The sequence below is a fragment of the Barnesiella sp. WM24 genome (assembly GCF_004570975.1).
Taxonomy (GTDB): Bacteria; Bacteroidota; Bacteroidia; order Bacteroidales; family Muribaculaceae; genus Muribaculum.
The window spans coordinates 79,616-102,408 of the sequence record NZ_SPPC01000012.1; the positions used below are offsets into that span (position 1 = coordinate 79,616).

11 protein-coding genes are annotated in these 22,793 nt (G+C 51.9%); all 11 read left to right on the plus strand.

The window, feature by feature from the left end:
• Nucleotides 1-123: 123 nt before the first annotated feature.
• On the plus strand, nucleotides 124-3,459 hold the full coding sequence (locus E4T81_RS13020; RefSeq protein ID WP_135045271.1) for a SusC/RagA family TonB-linked outer membrane protein: 3,336 nt from the start codon (nucleotides 124-126) through the stop codon (nucleotides 3,457-3,459).
• A gap of 20 nt (nucleotides 3,460-3,479) precedes the next feature.
• A complete protein-coding gene (locus E4T81_RS13025; RefSeq protein ID WP_135045273.1) occupies nucleotides 3,480-5,168 on the plus strand; it encodes a RagB/SusD family nutrient uptake outer membrane protein in 1,689 nt (562 codons plus the stop codon).
• Nucleotides 5,169-5,198: 30 nt separating this feature from the next.
• Nucleotides 5,199-6,425, plus strand: a complete 1,227-nt coding sequence (locus tag E4T81_RS13030) for a substrate import-associated zinc metallohydrolase lipoprotein (protein WP_135045275.1) — start codon at nucleotides 5,199-5,201, stop codon at nucleotides 6,423-6,425.
• Nucleotides 6,426-6,451: 26 nt separating this feature from the next.
• A complete protein-coding gene (locus tag E4T81_RS13035; protein WP_167761911.1) occupies nucleotides 6,452-7,759 on the plus strand; it encodes a DUF4302 domain-containing protein in 1,308 nt (435 codons plus the stop codon).
• A 57-nt stretch (nucleotides 7,760-7,816) separates the two neighbouring features.
• Nucleotides 7,817-9,667 carry a hypothetical protein gene (locus tag E4T81_RS13040; RefSeq protein ID WP_135045279.1) on the plus strand — a complete coding sequence of 617 codons (1,851 nt, stop codon included), beginning with the start codon at nucleotides 7,817-7,819 and terminating at the stop codon, nucleotides 9,665-9,667.
• 2,260 nt (nucleotides 9,668-11,927) lie between these two features.
• A complete protein-coding gene (locus tag E4T81_RS13045; RefSeq protein ID WP_135045281.1) occupies nucleotides 11,928-13,610 on the plus strand; it encodes a S41 family peptidase in 1,683 nt (560 codons plus the stop codon).
• 10 nt (nucleotides 13,611-13,620) lie between these two features.
• Nucleotides 13,621-16,971 carry a transcription-repair coupling factor gene (mfd, locus tag E4T81_RS13050; RefSeq protein ID WP_135045283.1) on the plus strand — a complete coding sequence of 1,117 codons (3,351 nt, stop codon included), beginning with the start codon at nucleotides 13,621-13,623 and terminating at the stop codon, nucleotides 16,969-16,971.
• Nucleotides 16,972-17,099: 128 nt separating this feature from the next.
• Nucleotides 17,100-19,106, plus strand: a complete 2,007-nt coding sequence (locus tag E4T81_RS13055; RefSeq protein WP_135045285.1) for an alpha amylase C-terminal domain-containing protein — start codon at nucleotides 17,100-17,102, stop codon at nucleotides 19,104-19,106.
• Between the two features lie 546 nt (nucleotides 19,107-19,652).
• Nucleotides 19,653-20,168: a hypothetical protein gene (locus E4T81_RS13060; RefSeq protein WP_135045287.1), complete on the plus strand. Its 516-nt coding sequence runs from the start codon at nucleotides 19,653-19,655 to the stop codon at nucleotides 20,166-20,168.
• Nucleotides 20,169-20,242: 74 nt separating this feature from the next.
• Nucleotides 20,243-20,941: an outer membrane beta-barrel protein gene (locus E4T81_RS13065; RefSeq protein WP_135045289.1), complete on the plus strand. Its 699-nt coding sequence runs from the start codon at nucleotides 20,243-20,245 to the stop codon at nucleotides 20,939-20,941.
• 85 nt (nucleotides 20,942-21,026) lie between these two features.
• The gene (locus E4T81_RS13070) at nucleotides 21,027-21,809 is read left to right on the plus strand and encodes a hypothetical protein (RefSeq protein WP_135045291.1); all 783 of its coding nucleotides are present in this window, start codon (nucleotides 21,027-21,029) and stop codon (nucleotides 21,807-21,809) included.
• The last annotated feature ends 984 nt before the right edge of the window (nucleotides 21,810-22,793 follow it).

Sequence of the window (22,793 nt, forward strand, 5' to 3'; positions counted from 1 at the left end):
TTCATGCAAAAATCATCTTAAAGTGTATGATGCCGGGCAAGGCCAACCGACAGCCTGCCTGCGCGGCATAGTTTGTATTAAGGCTGTCAGAATTGATTGAATTATCATTATTACATTGATTCTATGGAGAAAAGATTAATGCTGTTATTGGCGACGCTATGCATAGGCATAGGGTTGTTTGCTCAAAGCCGTGTAACAGGTGTCGTGATTTCCGGGGATGATGATGAACCGCTTATCGGCGCGACCGTATCTGTCAAGGGAAAACCCGCGATAGCTACCGCGACCGACCTTGACGGTAATTTTACACTTAATGTGCCTTCTGCCAACTCAACTCTTGAAGTGAAGTATGTCGGCATGAAGACTGTCGAAGTAAAAGCAAGCACATCTCCATTGAAAATCGTGATGGAATCCAACGCCCAGCAGTTGGGTGAAGTCGTTGTTACCGGTATGTCTAAAATGGACAAGCGCCTCTTCACGGGTGCGACCACCAAGATTGACGCCGAAGACGCGCGTCTTACCGGTGTTGCCGACATCTCTCGCTCGCTCGAAGGACGTGCGGCAGGTGTGTCGGTGCAAAACGTGTCCGGTACTTTCGGTACCGCACCGAAGATCCGTGTACGTGGTGCGACATCAATCTACGGTAACTCAACCCCTCTTTGGGTGGTTGACGGCGTGGTGCTTGAAGACGCCGTGGAAGTCTCTGCCGACGACCTTTCGTCGGGTGACGCCACTACCCTTATTTCATCGGCAATCGCCGGACTTAACGCCGACGACATCGAGTCGTTCCAGATTCTTAAAGACGGTTCCGCAACCTCAATCTACGGTGCGCGCGCAATGGCGGGTGTGATCGTAGTCACCACAAAGAAAGGTAAAGCGGGTTCAAGCCAGATTAACTATACCGGTGAGTTCACTCTCCGCCTGAAGCCCAACTACCGCAACTTCAACATCATGAACTCTCAGGAGCAGATGGGCGTCTACAAAGAGATGGAAGAAAAAGGCTGGCTTGAGCTTTCAAGCCTTACCAAGGCAGCCGACTCGGGTGTCTACGGTAAGATGTATCAGCTTATCAACACCTACGACCCCGCTACCGGTCAGTTTGGTCTTGCCAACACCGTGGCTGCCAAAAACGCTTACCTGCGTGAAGCGGAATACCGCAACACCGACTGGTTTGACCAGCTCTTCAAGACCAACGTCATGATGAACCATGCCGTGAGCATCTCAGGCGGTACTGAGAAAGGACGTTTCTACTCTTCTATATCGGTAATGCACGATCCGGGTTGGACCCTGTCAAGCAACGTGACCCGCTACACATTCAACGGAAACGCGTCTTACGACATCTCGCCGACCGTTACCGTAAAGCTTCTTACCAGCGACTCTTACCGCAAGCAGCGCGCTCCCGGTACATTGTCACAGGATGTAGACGTTGTGTCGGGTGAGGTAAAGCGTAACTTCGACATCAACCCTTACAGTTACTCGCTCAACACCTCGCGCACCCTTGACCCCAACGCGAGATACACCCGCAACTACTCTTCCTTCAACATCTTCGAGGAACTTGACAACAACTACATCGACCTCGGAGTGACCGACCTGAAGTTCCAGGGCGAGCTCAACTGGCGTCCCATCGAAGGGCTTGACCTTACCGCACTCGGAGCCTACCGCTTCCAGCGCTCTACCAACGAGCACTTCGTAAAAGACAACTCCAACCAGGCTAACGCCTACCGCGCCGGTATCGACCCGGAAGACGCCACTATACGTGACCTGAACAAGTTCTTGTACACCGACCCCGAAAACCCCAACGCACTTCCTCAGACAGTGCTTCCCAAGGGCGGTATCTACTACAACAGCGCATACTCGATCGCACAGACCGACTTCCGCGCACTTGCCACTTACAACAAGACTTTCAACCGCATTCATATCATGAACCTCATGGGAGGTACCGAAATTTCAGCTACCGACCGTAACGCCGTATCATTTGAAGGCTGGGGATTCTGCTATGACAACGGTAACACACCGTTCCTTGACTACAACCTCTTCAAGCAGCAGATTGAGGAAGGACACACCTACTACTCTAACCAGTGGACCTACCGTCGCTCGGCGGCGTTCTTCGGAACAGGTACCTACTCATTTGCCGGACGCTACATCGTTAACGGTACCATCCGTTATGAGGGAACCAACAAGCTTGGTAAAGCCCGCTCTTCTCGCTGGCTTCCGACATGGAACGTGTCAGGAGCATGGAACGCCCATGAAGAGCCCTGGTTCCAGAAAGCAATCAGCAATCAGTGGCTGAGCCATGCTACAGTGAAAGCATCTTACTCGCTGACAGCAGAGTCAGGACCGGCGTCAGTTTCAAACGCTACCGCCATATTCAACCCCTACCGTCCCTGGCGTCCCCTGTCGTCGGTAAGCGAAATCGGTATCATCCTTGATGAAATCGCCAACAGCGAGCTTACCTACGAGAAGAAGCACGAGCTTAACATCGGTGTCGCTCTCGGTTTCATCAACAACCGCATCAATCTTGACTTTGACTGGTACAAGCGCGACAACTACGACCTTATCGGCCCGATTTACACACAAGGTGTAGGCGGTCAGAACCTCAAGATGGCAAACGTTGCCTCAATGGCAGCCCACGGTGTCGAGTTCACTCTTTCTACCAGAAACATCGTTACCCGCGATTTCACATGGAGCACCGACCTTACATTTGCCTATGCAAAGAATAAGATTACAGACCTTGACTCTCGCTCACAGGTTGTAGAGCTTGTAACCGGCAACGGTTACCCGATGAAAGGCTACCCTGTACGCTCACTGTTCTCTTTCGACTTCCAGGGACTTAATGACGAAGGTCTTCCCACATTCATCAATGAAGAAGGGGAAGTCACAGTCAGCGACATCAACTTCCAGGAATTTGAGAACCTTGACCACCTTGTATATGAAGGTCCTACCGACCCGACTGTAACAGGAGGTTTCGGTAACGTGTTCCGCTGGAAAAACTGGCATGCCAACGTGTTCATCACCTATTCATTCGGCAATGTAATCCGTCTTGACCCGGTATTTGACGACTACTACGGCGACCTTGACGCAATGCCCAAGGAGTTCAAGAACCGCTGGGTGAAGCCGGGCGACGAGAAGTACACCAACATCCCTGTAATCGCTTCAAAGCGCCAGTATGACGCTGACCCGTATCTGAGCTATGCCTACAATGCATATAATTACTCTACGGCCCGTATCGCAAAGGGTGACTTCATCCGCATGAAGGACATCTCGATAACCTACGACGTACCCGCTTCTTTCATGGAAAAGCTCCGCATGCGCTCGGCTTCTCTCAAGCTTCAGGCGACCAACCTCTTCCTGATTTACTCTGACAAGAAGCTCAACGGACAGGACCCCGAGTTCTTCAACTCAGGCGGTGTAGCAACCCCCTCACCCAAGCAGTTCACATTCACTTTGCGTCTCGGCATTTAATCTACAAGACATAAAAAACTATGAAACTGAACTTTATAAAATATATTCCGCTTTTAGGGCTGCTCCCCTTAGCCGCTTGTGACGACTATCTGGACAAGACCCCTGACAACCGTGTGATCATAAGCACGTCGGAACAGATGCGACAGCTGATGATTAACGCATACAGCACTACAAACTACACTCCGATATGTGAGCTCGGTACCGACAACATCATCGACAACAACTCTCCCGACAACACAGGCAACCGGTACAACCTCACCTACGACTCACCCGCTGACCTTGAGGCATACTCCTGGGAGGATATTGTAAGCGATATTCAGCAGGATTCACCTTCCGCTGTATGGTCAGACTGTTACCATGCCATCGCGGTGTGCAACAACGTGCTTGATGCAGCGGAACGCCTTGAAGCCGAAGGAAGAGGCGACGAAGTGTCGGCAATCAAGGGCGAGGCTCTTATAAGCCGTGCTTACCACCACTTCATCCTTACCAACATATTTGCATTGCACTATGCCGGACCGGAACTATCAAAGCAGATTCCCTCAATCCCCTACATGTATGAGATTGAAGACAAGGTGATGGTCGACTATCCCCGCGAAGACCTTGCAAGCGTATATTCAAAAATCGAGGCTGATATCGAGGCAGGTCTGCCCCTGATCAACGACGCGATTTATGATGTGCCCAAATATCACTTCAACCGCAAGGCTGCCAATGCTTTCGCCGCCCGCTTCTACCTTTACAAGCGCGACTACGAGAAAGCTGACTACCATGCTACCCAGGCTCTCGGCGGAGCCACCGGAAATCCTGCCGGAATGATGCGCACCATATGGTCAAAGACATTCACTACTTCCGACGCACAGGTTTACGCATATTGCTCGGCTGAAGAGCAGAGCAACCTTCTACTGCTGCCGACAGTATCAAAATGGCATCGTAAACGCGGACAACGCTTTTCCATCAACCGCGATGCGGCAAATGCGACTATCTACGGCTCAGGACCTACATGGTCGAGATACAGTTTTCACCCCTGCTACTCAGGTAAGCTATATCTCAGAAGTTCTCAGGATTACGGACTCTTTACAATGAAAGCAGGCGAAATATTCGAGTACACCGACAAGGTTGCCGGTATCGGATACTGCCACATCATAAGAAGCGAGTTCACCGCCGAAGAAGCTATTCTTACCCGAGCAGAGGCACGCCTTTACATGGCTGCGGCAGGCGTGGCTTCACGTAGCGGACAAGTCTACACAATCGACGACGCCATAGCCGACCTCAGCATCTGGGACAAGAGCCGCCAGAATATTCCGGTTCCGATGACATTCCCCGAGCTAACCAAAGAGCTTATCATAAATTTCTATCAGACCAGAGACCCCGGCTACGGAATCGTGAAACCGCTTCACATCGACGAGGTCAATCCCTCCGACACTTATGCCCTCACTCCCGCGATAGAGCCGTTCATACAATGTGCGCTCCACTTCCGCCGCATAGAGACAATAGAGGATGGTCTACGCTGGTTTGACATCAAGCGCTACGGAATCGAAATCGAGCACAAAATCGGCAAAGACCGCGTAGAGACACTCACTCTCAACGACCCGCGCCGCGCGCTCCAGATACCTACCGACGTGCTTTCAGCCGGATTTGAACCCAACATTCGCGTTATCCCGCTGCCCGAAGGATCTACGACCCTGGCCCCGGTAAAACCGATACTGAAATAACCATCATAGTCAATAAACAACTATAAGATTATGAAGCTAACAAATAAATACATATCTTGTCTCGCGACAGGGGTCATGATTGCAGGCGCGCTTGCATCATGCTCTGAAGAAAAGCTCGACGACCAGAGCATCTTCGACACAACAGATGTCACCCTTGACCCGAACAGCTATACCTATAAGTTTGACAGGTGGATTCAGAAAGAATACACCGAACCTTACAACCTCACTTTCATCTACAAGATGGAAGACCTTGCCACCGACATGGACTACAACCTTGTGCCTGCCGAATATAACAAGGCACAGGAACTTGCGGTGCTCACCAAGTATCTGTGGTTTGACGTCTACACCGACCTTGTCGGCATCGACTTCCTCAAGCAGTATGGTCCCAAGATACTCCACCTGATCGGCTCTACCGCAATCAACCCCGCCAACGGAACCGAGATTCTCGGTCTTGCCGAGGGAGGATTGAAGGTGTCATTGTTCCGCGTGAACCAGTTTGACCCCAACGACTTCGAGCAGCTCAACGAGAAGTATTTCAAGACTATGCACCACGAGTTTGCCCACATCCTTCACCAGACAAAGACCTACCCCAAGGAATTTGACCTGATTACCGCCGACCGCTATGAGCCGATGGGATGGCAGGACAGAAGCGGTGCGGTAGTAGCTTCCTATGGATGTACATCGGCATATGCTTCGGGACAGGCTCGCGAGGACTTCGCTGAAACCATCGCCAACTACATCACAAGAACCGACGAGCAGTGGGATCTCACCCTATGGCTTGCTAACAGAGGATGGCAGGTAGCACAACTCGCCAATGGCATCGAGCTTGCATGTACAAAATATTACTACGCCAACGCCACCGACCGTGCCAACGACATGAAGACTCTGACCGGATGCTTTGTTGAAGCCGACGGTATATATACCGTAACAGACATCTGCGTAAAAGTCGATGCCACAGGCTCGGCATCCGATGACTCAGGCAACTACGGAGTTTCAGGCGGAAATATGGCATTCAAGACTGTACCAGACATCGAGGCATATTTCGCTCAGCTTGCACAGCAGTATGACCTCTACGATGTTGTCGACACTGACAATGTCGACGGAAAGGCTGTAATCCTGCAAAAGACATCGATTGCACGCAACTGGCTTGAAAGCGCCTGGAATCTTGACCTCGACAAGCTTCGCGACGAGGTGCAGTTCCGCCAGCGCAACTTTGACCTTGACGCGCTTCTGTCAGAAATCGAAAATGTACAGTAACCACCCCCACGATTACATTTATGATTATGAAACATATTAATAAATACATATTCGCTTCGGCAACCCTGATTGCATTTGCCTCAGCCTTCTCTTCCTGCAAAAACGAGGAGGATGACATCTTTGACGCATCGGCAGCCGAGCGACTTGAACAAGCCAAGACCGAGAACCACAACCTTCTCTGTGCTGCTCCTAATGGCTGGGCAATGCAATACTTTGCCGACAATACCGACGAAGGAGGCTACACGTTCCTGATGAAGTTTGACAAAAACACTTCAGTCAAGATCGCAGCCAACAGCTCCCTTACCGGAAACGTCTATGAAGAAGAGACCTCAATGTTTGATGTCATCGCCGACTACGGTCCCGTGTTGACATTCAACAGCTACAACTCTATTTTCCATCAGCTTGCCGACCCCTACGACGTGCCCTCGCTTCCCGGTGACGAATCGGGCTATGGACACCGTGGCGACTATGAGTTTATAATCATGGACGCCACAGCCGACCGCATCGAACTCCGCGGAAAAAAACATGGTGTTGACATTATTATGACCGCTCTTCCTGAAGACGCAGACTGGGCAACTTATTTTGATGATTTAAAAGCAAAGTCACGCTCTCTCTTCAATGATAAATTTGACCCTCTGCTTCTTGATTTAGGCGACGATAACAGATTTATTGTATCAAAAGCGTCTACCGGTGTATTCAACATATATCCGGAGGGCGGAGATGCAATCTCTCAGACAACAAAGCATCCCTACATCATAAACAACAATGGAATCAGATTCAAAGAAAAATTTGAAGATACTGAAATCCAAGAACTACTATTTAGCGAAGACGGAACCCTCCACGTAGAAGGCATCGAAGGAGCCGGCTTGCGTCAGTCTCTTGCATTAAATGAGATATTTGCTCGCAAATCATTCTCATGGCGTATAACTACCGCCAACTGTTATGGCTCATTTGCAACAGTTCTTGCTGTAATAGAGACTGAGACTAAAGACAAGCTTAAACGCAACTTCAACAGCATCGATTTGACATATTACTCAAATCAAGGTACATATGCACTGTCATTCCGCAACAGCGGAACATCGGCAGCAGCATATATTTATGGTGATGAAACCGTTGATGCCGACGGCGTATCGGTCAAATTTGACTTCTCTACAACCGAAGGCAATAACAACGGGAAAAACCGACTCCGCGATATTCCCTCGCTAACTACGTTTATTAATTTGCTCAACTCAACTCAATTTACTTTGTCGACAGATAATCCTCTTGCTCCGACAACAGTTATTTTGAAGAGCAAAGACAACGAAAATGACTACATGATAGTGCCGCTTGTTTAAGCGACACTATCATTATCACAAAGCTTAATCCCCATATAACCAATTATACTAAACAGTATGAAAAAAATTTTTACCTTAACGACCGCATTGGCAACAGTGGCTGCAGCTAATGCAATTCAAAAAGTGAACAGCGTCGTATCCTACGATCAGGCAGGAGAAAAGATGGAATTTGTAGTTAAGAACGCACAAAAAGTAGAGCGTGCAAAATCAATGACTGCAGTATCAGAAAAAACTGATCTTAAAGCTGCAGCTGAAACATCACGTGCAAACGCTGACGTAAATCCACTCTACGCCTACCCTGACGGCACATTTTACTCTTTTATAGGAATAGATGCTGCCAATGGCTTGTATACTTATCCCGGATCTGTAATTCTTCCGGCTTATGTAAATAACGAATGGCTTAACATGTCATGGTATATTAAAGATAATAGACTGACACTTGCTAAAGATGAATCATATAAATGGGAAACAATTGTAGGTGAACAAGTAGTCAATTCTGCTACGACATTCGACTATTCTGTCCTATCAGATCCGTCATTGAGTGCCGGATACGGACAAAACACTCCTGTGCTGACATGTGGAGACAAAACATATCAAGCCGGCACACAAGGGAACAACGGTTTCATCCCATCTTTCGTTGAATATGGTGGCTATGGACAACCCAACCCGGAATTGTTAAGTGAGCTTTCCAAGGTTTTAACAGGTCAGACCGGTCAGATTAACGAATTTACCTCCGGCTCATCTTTCATCTATAATCGTTATTCTGACGATTATTTGATGGATAATATATCTTTTGCATGTGATTATCCCGGCACAGAAGAAGAACCTATAGAAACATTCTATCTTGAAACTGGCGAAACTGTAAATGATATAAAGGTAGTCGGTTTCTGTCAAGATTTCCCTGCACCAGCTGCTCCATATGCATTATCATCACTTAGCCTTGACGTAAATACAACTTGCAGTGCTAATGCAAAACTACAGTTTGACTTTTTCAAAGTAGACAAAAATGTAGTAGATGATACACCGCTTTATTCTTATACATATACTATTGCGGAAGCAAAGAACAATGCAGACTTGACAATTACCGTACCCTTCACTACTGAAGACGAAATTGGTGACGAAATCAACTATGTCCTTATCGACTCTGAAGTTATGATGGTGGTTACCGGATTCACCGACCCATCATTCAAAACATTTGCTCCCTATATAGCATTCTTCAATTACGATAGGACTCTTAGCACTTATTGCCCGGAGCCCCGCAACTTCTATGCATTTGTAGCTGACAAAGAAGGAGCATCATTTAGAGATACAGGCTATATAGCAGGCTGGACATACCAAACAACCGGCGAAACAATATGGACAACTTACAGTTCAATGGCTATTACTGTTGAAGCTGAGTATCCCTATATTAAGCCGCTGATGAACATCGTAACTGGAGAAGAGGATGACCCCAGCACAGAAATTATATCTGTAGGTCTTTCTAATGATGAGCCTGAAACTGCCGTAACTGTACTTTGCCCGGGTGATGTTGAAAATGTTACCTGCTCTACAATCACAGGTGATGATATACCTTCATGGCTTGTATGTGAAGTTGTATCCGCAGCCGAGTTTGAAGCAGACGACAACGGTCCCAACGACGCAGGTCAAAAATACTTCTATGTATATCTTGGACTTGCCGACAATGCTCCTGCTACTCCTGTTAACTGCTACGTTAAGCTTGAGTATAAGGGACAATCAACAGTTATGTTTGTAACCACAGGCGACCCTGCAGGTATCGACAACGTGACTGCTGCTGAGGCTGCAGAGCTTGACTGGAACGCACCTGTTTACAATGTAATGGGTCAGAAGGTTAGCCAGGGCTACACCGGTATCGCTATCCAGAACGGTAAGAAATTTATCGTAAAATAAAGATTTATACAGGATTCAATAACAGCTTAATTAATTTTGAATTCCCCCCGAAGCGAGGATTGCCGTGAGGCAACCCTCGCTTCACTTTTATACCCCCTCCGCAACGCGGGCGAGCTTCCACTCGCCCCTACACTGCCTACACAATCCCCATGCAACACAATGACATCACCGCGTAGCTGTAGGGGCGACTGCATGGACAATCCATGATGATGCATTGCAAATCACCCCAACGCTCCACCGCGTAGCTGTAGGGGCGACTGGAAGGTCGCCCGCAACACATGCGCTGCGGAAACGCAATCTATCCCCTGTAGGGATGCCACCCAACATGCACCCGCACCGGCGTGAACAACGCGGGCGAGCTTCCACTCGCCCCTACACTGCCTGTATGGACAATCCACGATGGTGCAATGCAAATCACATCAATACCCACCGTGTATCTGCATGGACAATCATTAATAATGTCCTGTAAATCACCCAAACGCCCACCGCGTAGCTGTAGGGGCGACTGGAAGGTCGCCCGCAACACAAACCATGCGGAAACACGGTCTATCCCCTTTAGGGGATGCCGCCCAACATGTATCCGCAACAGCGACCGCAACGCGGGCGAGCTTCCACTCGCCCCTACACTGCCTGTATAAACAATCCATGATGGGGCATTGCAAATCACGTCAATACCCACCGTGTATCTGCATGGACAATCCATGATAATGCATTGCAAATCACCCCAACGCTCCACCGCGTAGCTGTAGGGGCGACTGGAAGGTCGCCCGCAACACAAACCATGCGGAAACACGGTCTATCCCCTTTAGCGATGCCACCCAACATGCACTGCTACCACAGCGTGCGCAACGCGGGCGAGCTTCCACTCGCCCCTACACTGCCTGCATGGACAATCATTGATGATGCTTGCAAGTCACATCAATACCCACCGCGCATCTGCATGGACAATCCATGATGATGCATTGCATATCACCCCAACGCTCCACCGCGTAGCTGTATGGACAATCATTAATAATACCCTGTAAATCACCGCAACGTTCCACCGCTTAGCTGTAGGGGCGACTGGAAGGTCGCCCGCAACACATGCAACGCGGAAACGCGCTCTATCCCCAGAGGGGATAATCCATGTTTAGCCGTGGGTTGAGCGCAGCGATACCCACGGTAACCGCAACCCCCAAAATATCGTTTCCGCAGGAATCATCATCGCATATATTCATCATTTCCATGCCGTATTTTGATGATTCCTGTCGGAAACATTATGCCCGGCGACACCTGTCCGTGGGTATCGCTACGCTCAACCCACGGCTACAAGTCAGATCATCCCCTCCGGGGATGCCGCCCATATATGACCCCGCGGGTGCAACGCGGGCGAGCTTCCACTCGCCCCTACACTGCCTGCACAAACCTCCATGCAACACAATGACATCACCGCGTAGCTGTATGGACAATCCATGATGGTGCATTGCAAATCACACCAACGCTCCACCGCGTAGCTGTAGGGGCGACTGGAAGGTCGCCCGCAACACATGCACTGCGGAAACGCGGTCTATCCCCGGAGGGGATAATCCATGTTTAGCCGTGGGTTGAGCGCAGCGATACCCACGGTAACCGCAACCCCCAAAATATCGTTTCCGCAGGAATCATCATCGCATATATTCATCATTTCCATGCCGTATTTTGATGATTCCTGTCGGAAACATCATGCCCGGCGACACCTGTCCGTGGGTATTGCTACGCTCAACCCACGGCTACAAGTCAGATCATCCCCTCCGGGGATGCCAACCACATATACGTCACCAACGCAGACGCAACGCGGGCGAGCTTCCACTCGCCCCTACACTGCCTGCATGGACAATCCATTATGATGCATTACAAATCACATCAATACCCACCGTGTATCTGCATGGACAATCATTAATAATGTCCTGTAAATCACATCAACGCTCCACCGCGTAGCTGTAGGGGCGACTGGAAGGTCGCCCGCCACCACATGCGCTGCGGAAACGCGAATGCCCCCCGGCACTGCAGACACGCGGGCGAGCTTCCACTCGCCCCTACACTGCCGCACGAACCGCCATGCAACACAATGACATCACCGCCCCTACACTGCCTGCACGAACCGCCATGCAACACAATGACATCACGCGCTGCACTGCTATGTGTGCAGCGCGTGAAAAACTATTTATTAACCGATTTTGACAAAATTAATAATTGGTTGTTATAAATATTAAGTAACTTAGCACCTCAATTATTTATAAGGATGAAGAAGTATCGTAATTCACTTCCGGGACGCGTCGGGGCTGTGGCATTTGTCGCCGCACTCGCGCTGTCGGCTATTGCCGCCACCCGTAGCAATAAGGCGGAAATCACCCGCAATCTCGACATTTTCAATTCGCTCTACAAGGAGCTGCAGACCAATTATGTCGACACCATTGACGCGGAGAAGTCAATCAACACGGCAATCGCGGCGATGCTCAACGACATCGACCCGTACACTGAATATTTTCCCGCCTCACAGCAGGAGGACATCACCATGATGACTTCGGGCGAATATGCCGGCATCGGCGCCGTCATTCTCGAGAAGCCCGGCAAAGGGGTGTTTATCTCCGAGCCTTACGAGGGAAGTCCCTCACAGGTGGCGGGACTCCGCCCCGGCGACCACATACTGATGGTGGACAGCGACTCGGTGACCACATGGCACAGCGCACAGGTGAGCGCGAAGCTCAAGGGACAGGCTGGCACACCGGTCAAGGTAGTGGTGTGTCGCCCCTATGTAGCCGATTCGATACTCACCTTTGACATCATGCGACAGAAGATACAGCTTCCCGCCGTGCCTTACTATGGAGTGGTGAGGGACAACATCGGCTACATCAACCTCACGTCATTTACCGACAAGGCGGCTACCGATGTGCGCAACGCCCTTATCGAGCTCAAGAAGGACCCGCGCGTGAAGTCAATCGTGCTCGACCTTCGCGGCAACCGCGGCGGACTCCTTGAGGCTGCGGTGAAAATCGTGGGGCTCTTCGTGCCCAAAAACACCGAGGTGCTACGCACCCGTGGCAAGGGGCTGCTCAACGAGAAAGTCTACAAGACCACCTCTGCGCCTATCGACACCGAGATACCTCTCGCCGTGTTTATCGACGGCGGGTCGGCGTCAAGCTCCGAGATCACAGCCGGCGCGCTGCAGGACCTTGACCGCGCCGTCATCATCGGCAACCGCTCCTTCGGCAAAGGGCTCGTGCAGTCGACACGTCCCCTCCCCTACGACGGGGTGCTGAAAGTGACTATCGCCAAATACTACATACCCTCCGGGCGCCTCATCCAGGCAATCGACTACAGCCACCGCAACCCCGACGGCTCCGTGGCACGCATCCCCGACTCGCTGACCAATGTGTTCAAGACTGTCCACGGCAGGGAGGTGCGCGACGGTGGCGGCATCACTCCCGACATCGACATCGACTACGGGGAAGTAAACCGCCTTACCTACAACATCGTGAGCGACAACTGGGCATTTGACTACGCCACACGCTATGCAGCCGAACATCCCGAGATAGCCCCTGCCGAAGAGTGGCAGATGACCGACTCTATCTTTGAGGACTTCAAGAAGAGCATCGACCCGGAAAAGTTTAACTACGACAAAGTATGTGAACAGATGCTCGAGTCGCTCAAGAAAGCGGCTGAGGTCGAGGGCTACATGAACGACTCCACCCGCAAGGAGTTTACTGTGCTTGAAGGATTGCTGAAACACAACCTCGACCATGACCTTGACAACAACCGCAAGGACATCGAGGAGATACTCGCCTCCGAGATCATACGCCGCTATTACTACCAGAAGGGACAGGTGATCGAGACGCTGAAGCGCGACAACGCCCTTGACTCGGCGGCGGTAGTGCTCAACGACAAGACCCGTTACAAGGCGATACTCTCGCCCGTGAAGAAATAATCCTTACGCGATGGAGCTGGAACAACTGTGCAAAATGATTCTCACGCCGTCGCGGCGCGAGGCTATTGACGCGGCGTTTGGCAGCCGTGACTCACACGCCATCACCCTCTACGGGCTCGCCGGCTCGTCGGCGCCGATGCTGATGGGTGCGCTCGCCCAAAAGCCGGGCGACACACCGGTGCTGGTCGTAGGCGACACCCTCGACGACGCCGGCTATCTCTACCACGACCTGTCGAGGCTGCTCGGCGAGGGCGCGGTGCTGATGTTTCCTTCCGGCTACAAGCGGGCGATAAAATACGGGCAGCCCGACCCGCCTTCACAAATCATGCGCACAGAGGTGCTTAACCGCTGGAACTCCGACCGCGGGCTGCGCTACGTGGTCACCTATCCCGAGGCGCTTGCCGAGAAAGTGGCTTCACGCGACACCATCGCCGAACACACCCTGCATCTCGCCACAGGCGGCACCGCCGACCTCTCGGAGACGGCAAAGTGGCTGCGCACCAACGGATTCACGGAAGTTGACTATGTATATGACCCGGGACACTTCGCCATACGCGGCTCCATCCTCGACATCTACGGCTACAGCTCCGAAGAGCCGTTTCGCATCGACTTCTTCGGCGACGAGATAGAGTCGATACGCGCCTTCAACATCGAGACCCAGCTTTCGGAGCGTAAGCTCGACAGCATCGCCGTCACGTCAAATGTAGCGCGCCGGTCAAGCGGCTCGCTGCTCACCTATCTTGACGACGGCGCCACCATATGGGTGCGCGACGCCGACTACACCGTAGAGCGCGTCAAGGCAATCGCAGCCGAGTCATTCAGCGACAGCGCCCTGATAGCCGATGAAGGCGACTCGCAGGCGATGCAGCAGGTCATCGACCCGAAAGAATTTGCCGTTGCCCTCAGGCGTCACCGCCTCGTCCACTTCACGGCGGCAGCCGACAACCCCGACGGCGACACGAAAGCGGCAATAGGCTTCGGATGCACGCCTCAAGGCATCTATCACAAAAACTTCGACCTTATCAGCGACTCCTTCACCAGGCTGCTCGCCGACAAGTACACCATCTACATACTCAGCGACTCGGAGAAACAGATCGAACGCCTCCGCGCCATCTTCAACGACCGCGGCGACGACATACGCTTCACCCCGGTCATCTCCACGCTTCATGAAGGATTTGTCGACCACGCCACGAAAACGTGTGTGTTCACCGACCACCAGATATTTGACCGCTTCCACAAATACAACCTCAAGAGCGACCGCGCCCGCTCGGGCAAGCTCGCCCTGTCGCTAAAAGAGCTCGGACAGATTGAGACCGGCGACTACATAGTCCATATCGACCACGGAGTAGGGAAATTCGGCGGTCTCATACGCACCGAGGTCAACGGACGCATGCAGGAGATGATAAAGCTTATCTACCTTAACAACGACATCCTGCTCGTGAGCATCCACTCGCTTCACAAGCTGTCAAAGTATCGCGGCAAGGAAGGTGTAGAGCCGCGCATCAACCGTCTCGGCTCCGGCGCCTGGGGCAAGATGAAAGACCGCACCAAGTCCAAGCTGAAAGACATAGCCCGCGACCTTATAAAGCTGTATGCCGCCCGAAAGGACGAGCAGGGATTTGCCTACTCCCCCGACAGCTACCTGCAGCAGGAGCTGGAGGCTTCGTTCATATATGAGGACACCCCCGACCAGCTCACGGCGACTCAGGCGGTAAAAAGCGACATGGAGTCGCCCCGGCCTATGGACCGCCTCATCTGCGGCGATGTAGGCTTCGGCAAGACTGAAGTGGCTATCCGCGCCGCCTTCAAGGCAGCGACCGACAACAAGCAGACAGCCGTGCTCGTGCCCACTACAGTGCTCGCCTACCAGCATTTCAACACCTTCCGCGAGCGCCTGAAGGAATTTCCCGTGCGTGTCGACTACATTTCCCGCGCCCGTTCCGCAAAAGATGTCAAAAAAATCATCGCCGACCTCGCCGAAGGGAAAATCGACATCCTCATCGGCACCCACAAACTCATAGGCAAGGATGTGAAATTCAAGGACCTGGGACTGCTTATCGTCGACGAAGAGCAGAAATTCGGAGTCGCGGTCAAAGAAAAGCTAAAGCAGATGAAGGTCAACGTCGACACCCTCACCATGTCAGCCACGCCTATACCGCGCACCCTCCAGTTCTCGCTCATGGGAGCGCGCGACCTCTCTGCAATCACCACTCCCCCCGCCAACCGCTACCCCATCCTCACCTCCATCAACGCCCTCAACGACGACATAATCACCGAGGCGGTCAACTTCGAGATGTCGCGCAACGGTCAGGTGTTTTTCATCAATCCGCGCATCGAGGGTCTTTACGAGCTCGAAAACATGATAAAGCGTCTCGTGCCCGACGCCCGCACTATCGTGGCTCACGGGCAGATGCCCCCCGACAAGCTTGAAAAAGCGATAATCGACTTCGCCAACCATGACTATGACGTGTTGCTCGCCACTACGATTATCGAGTCGGGCATAGACATGCCAAATGTCAACACCATCGTGATAAACAACGCCCAAAACTTCGGACTCAGCGAGCTGCACCAGCTCCGCGGACGCGTAGGGCGAAGCTCCCGCAAGGCATTCTGCTACCTGCTCGTGCCTCCCCATCTGCCGCTCACTCCCGTGGCGCGCCGCCGCCTTCAGGCAATCGAGAGCTTCAGCGAACTCGGGTCGGGCATACATATAGCCATGCAGGACCTCGACATACGCGGCGCGGGCAACCTGCTCGGTGCCGAACAGTCGGGCTTCATCGCCGACCTCGGATATGAGACCTACCAACGCATACTCAAAGAGGCAGTGACCGAACTCAAAAACGAAGAGTTTGCCGACACACTCACAGCCGACGACGGCAGCGGCGAGGAAGAGTATGTAGCCGACTGCACGGTAGAGAGCGACATGGAGTTGCTGCTGCCGCCCGACTATGTGCCCCAGGAGAGTGAGCGCATAAGCCTCTACAAAGAGCTTGACGGCATCGAGCGGGAGCTTGACCTGCAACGCTTCAAGCTCAACCTTGAGGACCGCTTCGGCAAAATACCCAAAGAGACAGCCGAACTGCTCCGCATACCGCGCCTGCGCTATCTCGCGCGTCGCCTCGGAATTGAGAAAATCATGCTCAAGATGGGACAGATGTACATGTATTTTGTCGATGACAGCAACCAGGCTTACTACAGGTCGCCGATGTTTGGCAAAATCCTCAACTACATGCAGGCTCATCCGCGCCGCTGCCGCATACGCGAAAAAAACGGCAGAAGGAGCATCGTAATCAGCGATGTCCCGACGGTAGAGGAGGGCGTCGCGCTCCTGCAGGAAGTCATCAGCCTCAACTCCCTTTGACGCCCGGCAAGATAACTGTAGAAGAAAATAACAAAAAAACTCCGCCGCCATGGTGCAATGTCGGATTTAATTTGTTAGATTTGTAAACGCAGATTATCACTAAGTATATATAAAAACCTCATTAACTTATGGGAACATTATCAATCATTAAAAATGACCCGTGGCTTGAGCCATATGCCGAAGCCATCACAGGCCGGCACGAAGATGCCTTGAAAAAGGAGAAAGAACTTATCGCCGCCGACGGGTCATTGAAAGCATTTGCCAATGCCCACAACTACTTCGGTCTGCACCGCACAGAGACCGGGTGGGTATTTCGCGAATGGGCTCCCAACGCCACCGGAATAACCCTTATAGGCGATTTTTCCGGATGGAAAGAATACAGAAAATATGCACTGAAGCCCATAGGCAACGGCGTATGGGAAATAAAGCTCAAAAAAGACGCCCTGCATCACGGCGACCTATATAAAATGATTGTAAGCTGGGAAGGAGGCGCCGGAGAGCGCATACCCGCCTATGCCAACCGAGTGGTCCAGGATGAACAGAGCAAGATATTCTCAGCCCAGGTATGGGCTCCCGAAAAGCCCTACAAATGGAAGGTGAAACGCTTCTCCCCCGACATCCGTCCGCTCCTCATCTATGAATGTCACATAGGCATGGCGCAGGAGCGCGAAGGCGTAGGCTCCTACACCGAGTTCAAGGACAATGTATTGCCACGTATCGCCGCCGACGGCTACAATGCCATCCAGATAATGGCGATACAGGAACACCCCTACTACGGGTCGTTCGGTTACCATGTGTCAAGTTTCTTTGCTCCGTCGAGCCGCTTCGGCACCCCGGAGGAGCTGAAGGCGCTCATCGACGCCGCCCATGAAAGAGGCATAGCGGTGATAATGGACATCGTACACTCCCACGCCGTGAAAAATGAAGTGGAAGGACTCGGCAGACTTGACGGTAGCTATGACCAATACTTCTACGGCGACAGCCGCCGCGAGCATCCGGCATGGGACTCGCTCTGCTTCGATTACGGCAAAAACCAGGTGATCCACTTCCTGCTCTCCAACTGCAAATACTGGCTTGAAGAGTTCCGCTTTGACGGCTTCCGCTTTGACGGCGTGACCTCGATGCTCTATTACAACCACGGGCTCGGTCAGGCATTCGGCTCTTACGGCGACTACTACAACGGCGGACAGGACACAAACGCCATCACCTATCTCACCCTCGCCAACAAGCTTATCCACGAAGTCAACCGCAAGGCCATCACCATCGCTGAAGAGATGAGCGGCATGCCAGGACTCGCAACCCCCTTCAAGGCGGGCGGCATAGGATTTGACTACCGCATGGCGATGGGTGTGCCCGACTACTGGATAAAGATGCTCAAAGAGAAGAAAGACGAGGACTGGCACCCGACATCAATATTCTGGGAACTGACCAACCGCCGCGCCGATGAAAAGACCATCAGCTATGTCGAGAGCCACGACCAGGCACTCGTGGGCGACAAGACCGTCATATTCCGTCTTATCGACGACCAGATGTACTGGCACATGACCAAGGGCGACGACAACGCCACTGTCAACCGAGGCATAGCGATGCACAAGATGATACGCCTTGTCACCATCGGCACCATCAACGGAGGCTATCTCAACTTCATGGGCAACGAGTTCGGACATCCCGAGTGGATCGACTTCCCGCGCGAAGGCAACGGCTGGAGCTACAAGTATGCCCGCCGCCAGTGGGACCTCGTAGACCGTCAGGAACTCCGCTACTGCGAGCTTAACGCCTTCGACAATGCGATGATACGCCTTGTCGACGACATCTACGACTTCCAGGCGCTGCCTGTCGTGAAGCTGTGGGAAAAAGATGACGACCAGGTCCTGGCGTTCATGCGAGGCAACTATGTGTTTGTATTTAACTGGGCGCCGTTCAAGTCCTACAACGGCTACGGCTTCCTTGCCCCCGAAGGCGAATATGAGGTAGTGCTATCAAGCGACAATCCCGAATACGGCGGATTTGGCAACATCGACGAAGGCATACATCATCTCACCCAGCACGACGAGCTGTACGCCGCCGACGGCAAAGGATGGCTCAAGCTCTATCTACCGGCACGCACCTGCCAGGTACTCAAAAAAATCAATTAAGACCCCGTTCCCCCACAAGATGGCGCAGCAAAATCATGATTTTGCTGCGCCATCTTTTTTTGCCCGACATCCAAAATCACAGGGCATATTTGGAAAATAAGTTTTTTTAAGTAACTTTGCAGCAACGGTCAGCTCAGAGGAGCAGGCTGTATACATTTGAAAAAAGCGTTTCAACGCGTTTATTTCTGACCCTTCAAATTCTCGCAAAATTTCCAGGACAGAGAAGTAGACAGCAACGAAACGGTTTGCGCTAATATGGATTAGTGCGGCTAACACCGTAACCTACCCGCGCCATTCCGGTAAAGGAGCTTGCTCCTCAACCGGGTTGTCGTGTGCGTGTCCATATACTGCGCGGGCTGACCGTCGTTGCTTATCCTCTGTCGATGGCAATGCGAGAAGCCTGAAGGGCGGGATAAGCAAAGTTGATGCAGTTCCCGCGCTTTTTGTGTATTTATACACCTTTTTTTTAGTTTAATCCGGCAGCGACAAGGGAACGGTCATGCACCTTAGAAGTTGCGCCCGACACAAACCCCAGGGCAACGCATTATGAATCCCTTACGCGCTACAATGGCGTTGGCACTTCTCGCAGGCAGCGTCATCACCGCCTCCGCCCAGTCCAACAAGGCTAAAAACACATGGGAAGAATCACAAGCACGACGTATCAACCCGGAAATCAGAATGGTAATCACGCCACAGATATGTGACATGACAATGCTGAGCAATGAGCGTGAAATCTACGGTCCCTACATCTTCGACATCAAATCAATTGAAGACACTACCAACGGCGACCTCGACAATCTTAAAAGCAACGCCCTGTTCCTTGCCTGCCGCGAGGCCGACGCCGATGCCGTGATTGAAGTCGTGTATCACTCCTATGTCAGTGAAAAAGATTCCAAGAAGATGTATATAGAGCTTTCAGGCTATCCGGTAAAATACACTAATTTCCGACCCGCATCCAAAGCCGAAATTGAAATGATGGGAGTAGTATACCCCGTCGCCAACTCCAGCGTGATGATATCGCCATCTATCACGCCCAATCAGCCCAATCAAAAAGGCAAATAAACGGCCGGCATCACATGAATCATCACAAAATCCATTACTTATATTAACCAACATTATCACTTAATTTTTTAACAATGAAAAAAATCATGCTAACAGCGCTCATGGGCATACTCGCTCTCGGCGCATCTGCCCAGATGCTTACATCACGCACTTACACAAAGGCAAAAAATCCCACACTATGGTATGCCCGCGCAGGCGCATCGTTTAATAACATCGCAGGACTTAGCAGCATCGAATTTGATGCCGACGGCGAAAAAGTCTCACTCGGCACAAAGACAGGCTTTGTAGTCGATTTCGGATTTCAAAAGGCAATCGGCAAATCGGGACTTTACTGGGGAATGGAGCTCGGACTCGGCAACCGGGGGTTTGCAGTTACCGAAAAAATTGACGAGAGCGAAATAAAGGCGTCGCTTCTTGCATGGAATCTCACCTACTCTCCTTTCACTATCGGCTACAAATATTCAGTGACCGACAAAATCAAAATCGACGCTCACTTCGGCGGCTATCTCAGCTATGATTTCGCCCACTCCCTGTCGGGTAAGGTAGATGGTCACAAGATTGACGATATCGACTGGGATGAGTTCAAAGACGAGAGTGGTTACGAAGACTTTGACGGTGGCATCCAGCTCGGCATCGGTATGTGGTATGACCGGTTTAATATTGATGTAACCTGGCAACGCGGCTTCGGAACCATGGTGAATGAAATTGACGGAGAGAGCACAAAAACCGGATGCTCGTCAAATCTTATGCTACGCCTCGGCATCGCATTTTAATTATCTCTGAAAAAATGTGTCGCATGACTGCTGTGCTTTTCAGGAAAATGCAGTCATGCGACACACTTACATAAAACTACAGGCAATGTTACGTATAATAGTATTCTCAATATTTTTAGCCTCACTATCGGTCGACGCCGGAGCAATCGACCTATTCAAGAAAAAGGAATTTGTACCGTTTGACTACACGGCATGGACCGACACCGCCCGACTGAACAGCAGTTGCGGCGACCTGCCGGCAGTCTACCCCAAGAGCATTGACGGCACTGCCGTATTCACCGGAAGCGTGGCGCTCCCCGGCATCAAAGGCGAGTGTATCTTCGCCGCCGCAATGTGTCATGCGGTAGAAACGATGAATCCCGAAACGGAGAAAATCGAACAAGCCGACTACTCCGGCAATTCCTTCCTGCTCTTTCAACATGACACCCGGGGCAGCAACAACACCGAAACGGCATATTCCCGCCACACACTTATCGAGTGTGGCGACGGAGAGTTGCGCTATACATCCTATGACCTTGATGCACGCTATCGCGAAAAAGGCATAATCCCCCGCACCCTTCCATTTGAAAAACTGAATCCCGCCGATAATCCGCGACACCGCGAACTGATTGAGGAGTTTTCCTGCGTTAACGCATCGGAAGTCAAAGCGATGGCTGATTTCATTAAAGAGCATCCCGACCTGATGTTTCACAACACCGCAGCCATGAGCAAAGGCAAAGTCACAGAGGGGATGACAGAACTTGAAGTAAAAGTGTTGCTCGGCATGCCGCCGGCTGAACGGAAAAGCGGTGAACGCACACGCTGGATATACAGCAACGACCTTATTATCATCTTCACCGACGGCAAAGTAACAAAAGTCATCGACTGAACACACTCAGGACATCCGCGGAGGTGAGAGTATATGCGGATCGGCAAAGGATGGCTCAAGCTCTATCTGCCGGCACGCACCTGCCAGGTACTCAAAAAAATCAATTAAGCCACGGCGCCGAAACGCCGCCCCACCCGATGAGGCTGCGCGATGGGTTCCATGGCGGTTTGTACAGGCAGTGTAGGGGCTGCGCGGTGATGCCAATGGGTTCCATGGCGGTTTATACAGGCAGTGTAGGGGCGAGTGGAAGCTCGCCCGCATGTTTGCAGGACCGCGGTCATTTTGGTTTCAGCATTGCGTGTGGTGGCGGGCGACCTTCCAGTCGCCCCTACAGCTACGCGATACACTGCGCAGTGAGGCTACGCAATGGGTTGCATGAGGTTTGTACAGGCAGTGTAGGGGCGAGTGGAAGCTCGCCCGCATGTTTGCAGGACCGCGGTCATTCTGGTTTCAGCATTGCGTGTGGTGGCGGGCGACCTTCCAGTCGCCCCTACAGCTACGCGATACACTGCGCGGTGGGTTGCGGTGATGCCATTGGGTTGCATGAGGTTTATACAGGCAGTGTAGGGGCGAGTGGAAGCTCGCCCGCATGTTTACAGGAGCGCGGTCATTCTGGTTTCAGCATTGCGTGTAGTGCGGGCGACCTTCCAGTCGCCCCTACAGCTACGCGATACACTGCGCAGTGAGGCTACGCAATGGGTTGCATGAGGTTTATACAGGCAGTGTAGGGGCGAGTGGAAGCTCGCCCGCATGTTTGCAGGACCGCGGTCATTCTGGTTTCAGCATTGCGTGTAGTGCGGGCGACCTTCCAGTCGCCCCTACAGCTACGCGATACACTGCGCGGTGAGGCTACGCAATGGGTTGCATGAGGTTTATACAGGCAGTGTAGGGGCGAGTGGAAGCTCGCCCGCATGTTTGCAGGACCGCGGTCATTCTGGTTTCAGCATTGCGTGTAGTGCGGGCGACCTTCCAGTCGCCCCTACA

What these genes read in the sequence shown, in the direction of transcription:
- E4T81_RS13025 (WP_135045273.1), top strand. Translation starts at nt 3,480, where the DNA reads ATGAAACTGAACTTTATAAAATATATTCCGCTTTTAGGGCTGCTCCCC.
- mfd (WP_135045283.1), top strand. Translation starts at nt 13,621, where the DNA reads ATGGAGCTGGAACAACTGTGCAAAATGATTCTCACGCCGTCGCGGCGC.
- E4T81_RS13060 (WP_135045287.1), top strand. Translation starts at nt 19,653, where the DNA reads ATGAATCCCTTACGCGCTACAATGGCGTTGGCACTTCTCGCAGGCAGC.
- E4T81_RS13045 (WP_135045281.1), top strand. Translation starts at nt 11,928, where the DNA reads ATGAAGAAGTATCGTAATTCACTTCCGGGACGCGTCGGGGCTGTGGCA.
- E4T81_RS13040 (WP_135045279.1), top strand. Translation starts at nt 7,817, where the DNA reads ATGAAAAAAATTTTTACCTTAACGACCGCATTGGCAACAGTGGCTGCA.
- E4T81_RS13020 (WP_135045271.1), top strand. Translation starts at nt 124, where the DNA reads ATGGAGAAAAGATTAATGCTGTTATTGGCGACGCTATGCATAGGCATA.
- E4T81_RS13065 (WP_135045289.1), top strand. Translation starts at nt 20,243, where the DNA reads ATGAAAAAAATCATGCTAACAGCGCTCATGGGCATACTCGCTCTCGGC.
- E4T81_RS13055 (WP_135045285.1), top strand. Translation starts at nt 17,100, where the DNA reads ATGGGAACATTATCAATCATTAAAAATGACCCGTGGCTTGAGCCATAT.
- E4T81_RS13030 (WP_135045275.1), top strand. Translation starts at nt 5,199, where the DNA reads ATGAAGCTAACAAATAAATACATATCTTGTCTCGCGACAGGGGTCATG.
- E4T81_RS13070 (WP_135045291.1), top strand. Translation starts at nt 21,027, where the DNA reads ATGTTACGTATAATAGTATTCTCAATATTTTTAGCCTCACTATCGGTC.
- E4T81_RS13035 (WP_167761911.1), top strand. Translation starts at nt 6,452, where the DNA reads ATGAAACATATTAATAAATACATATTCGCTTCGGCAACCCTGATTGCA.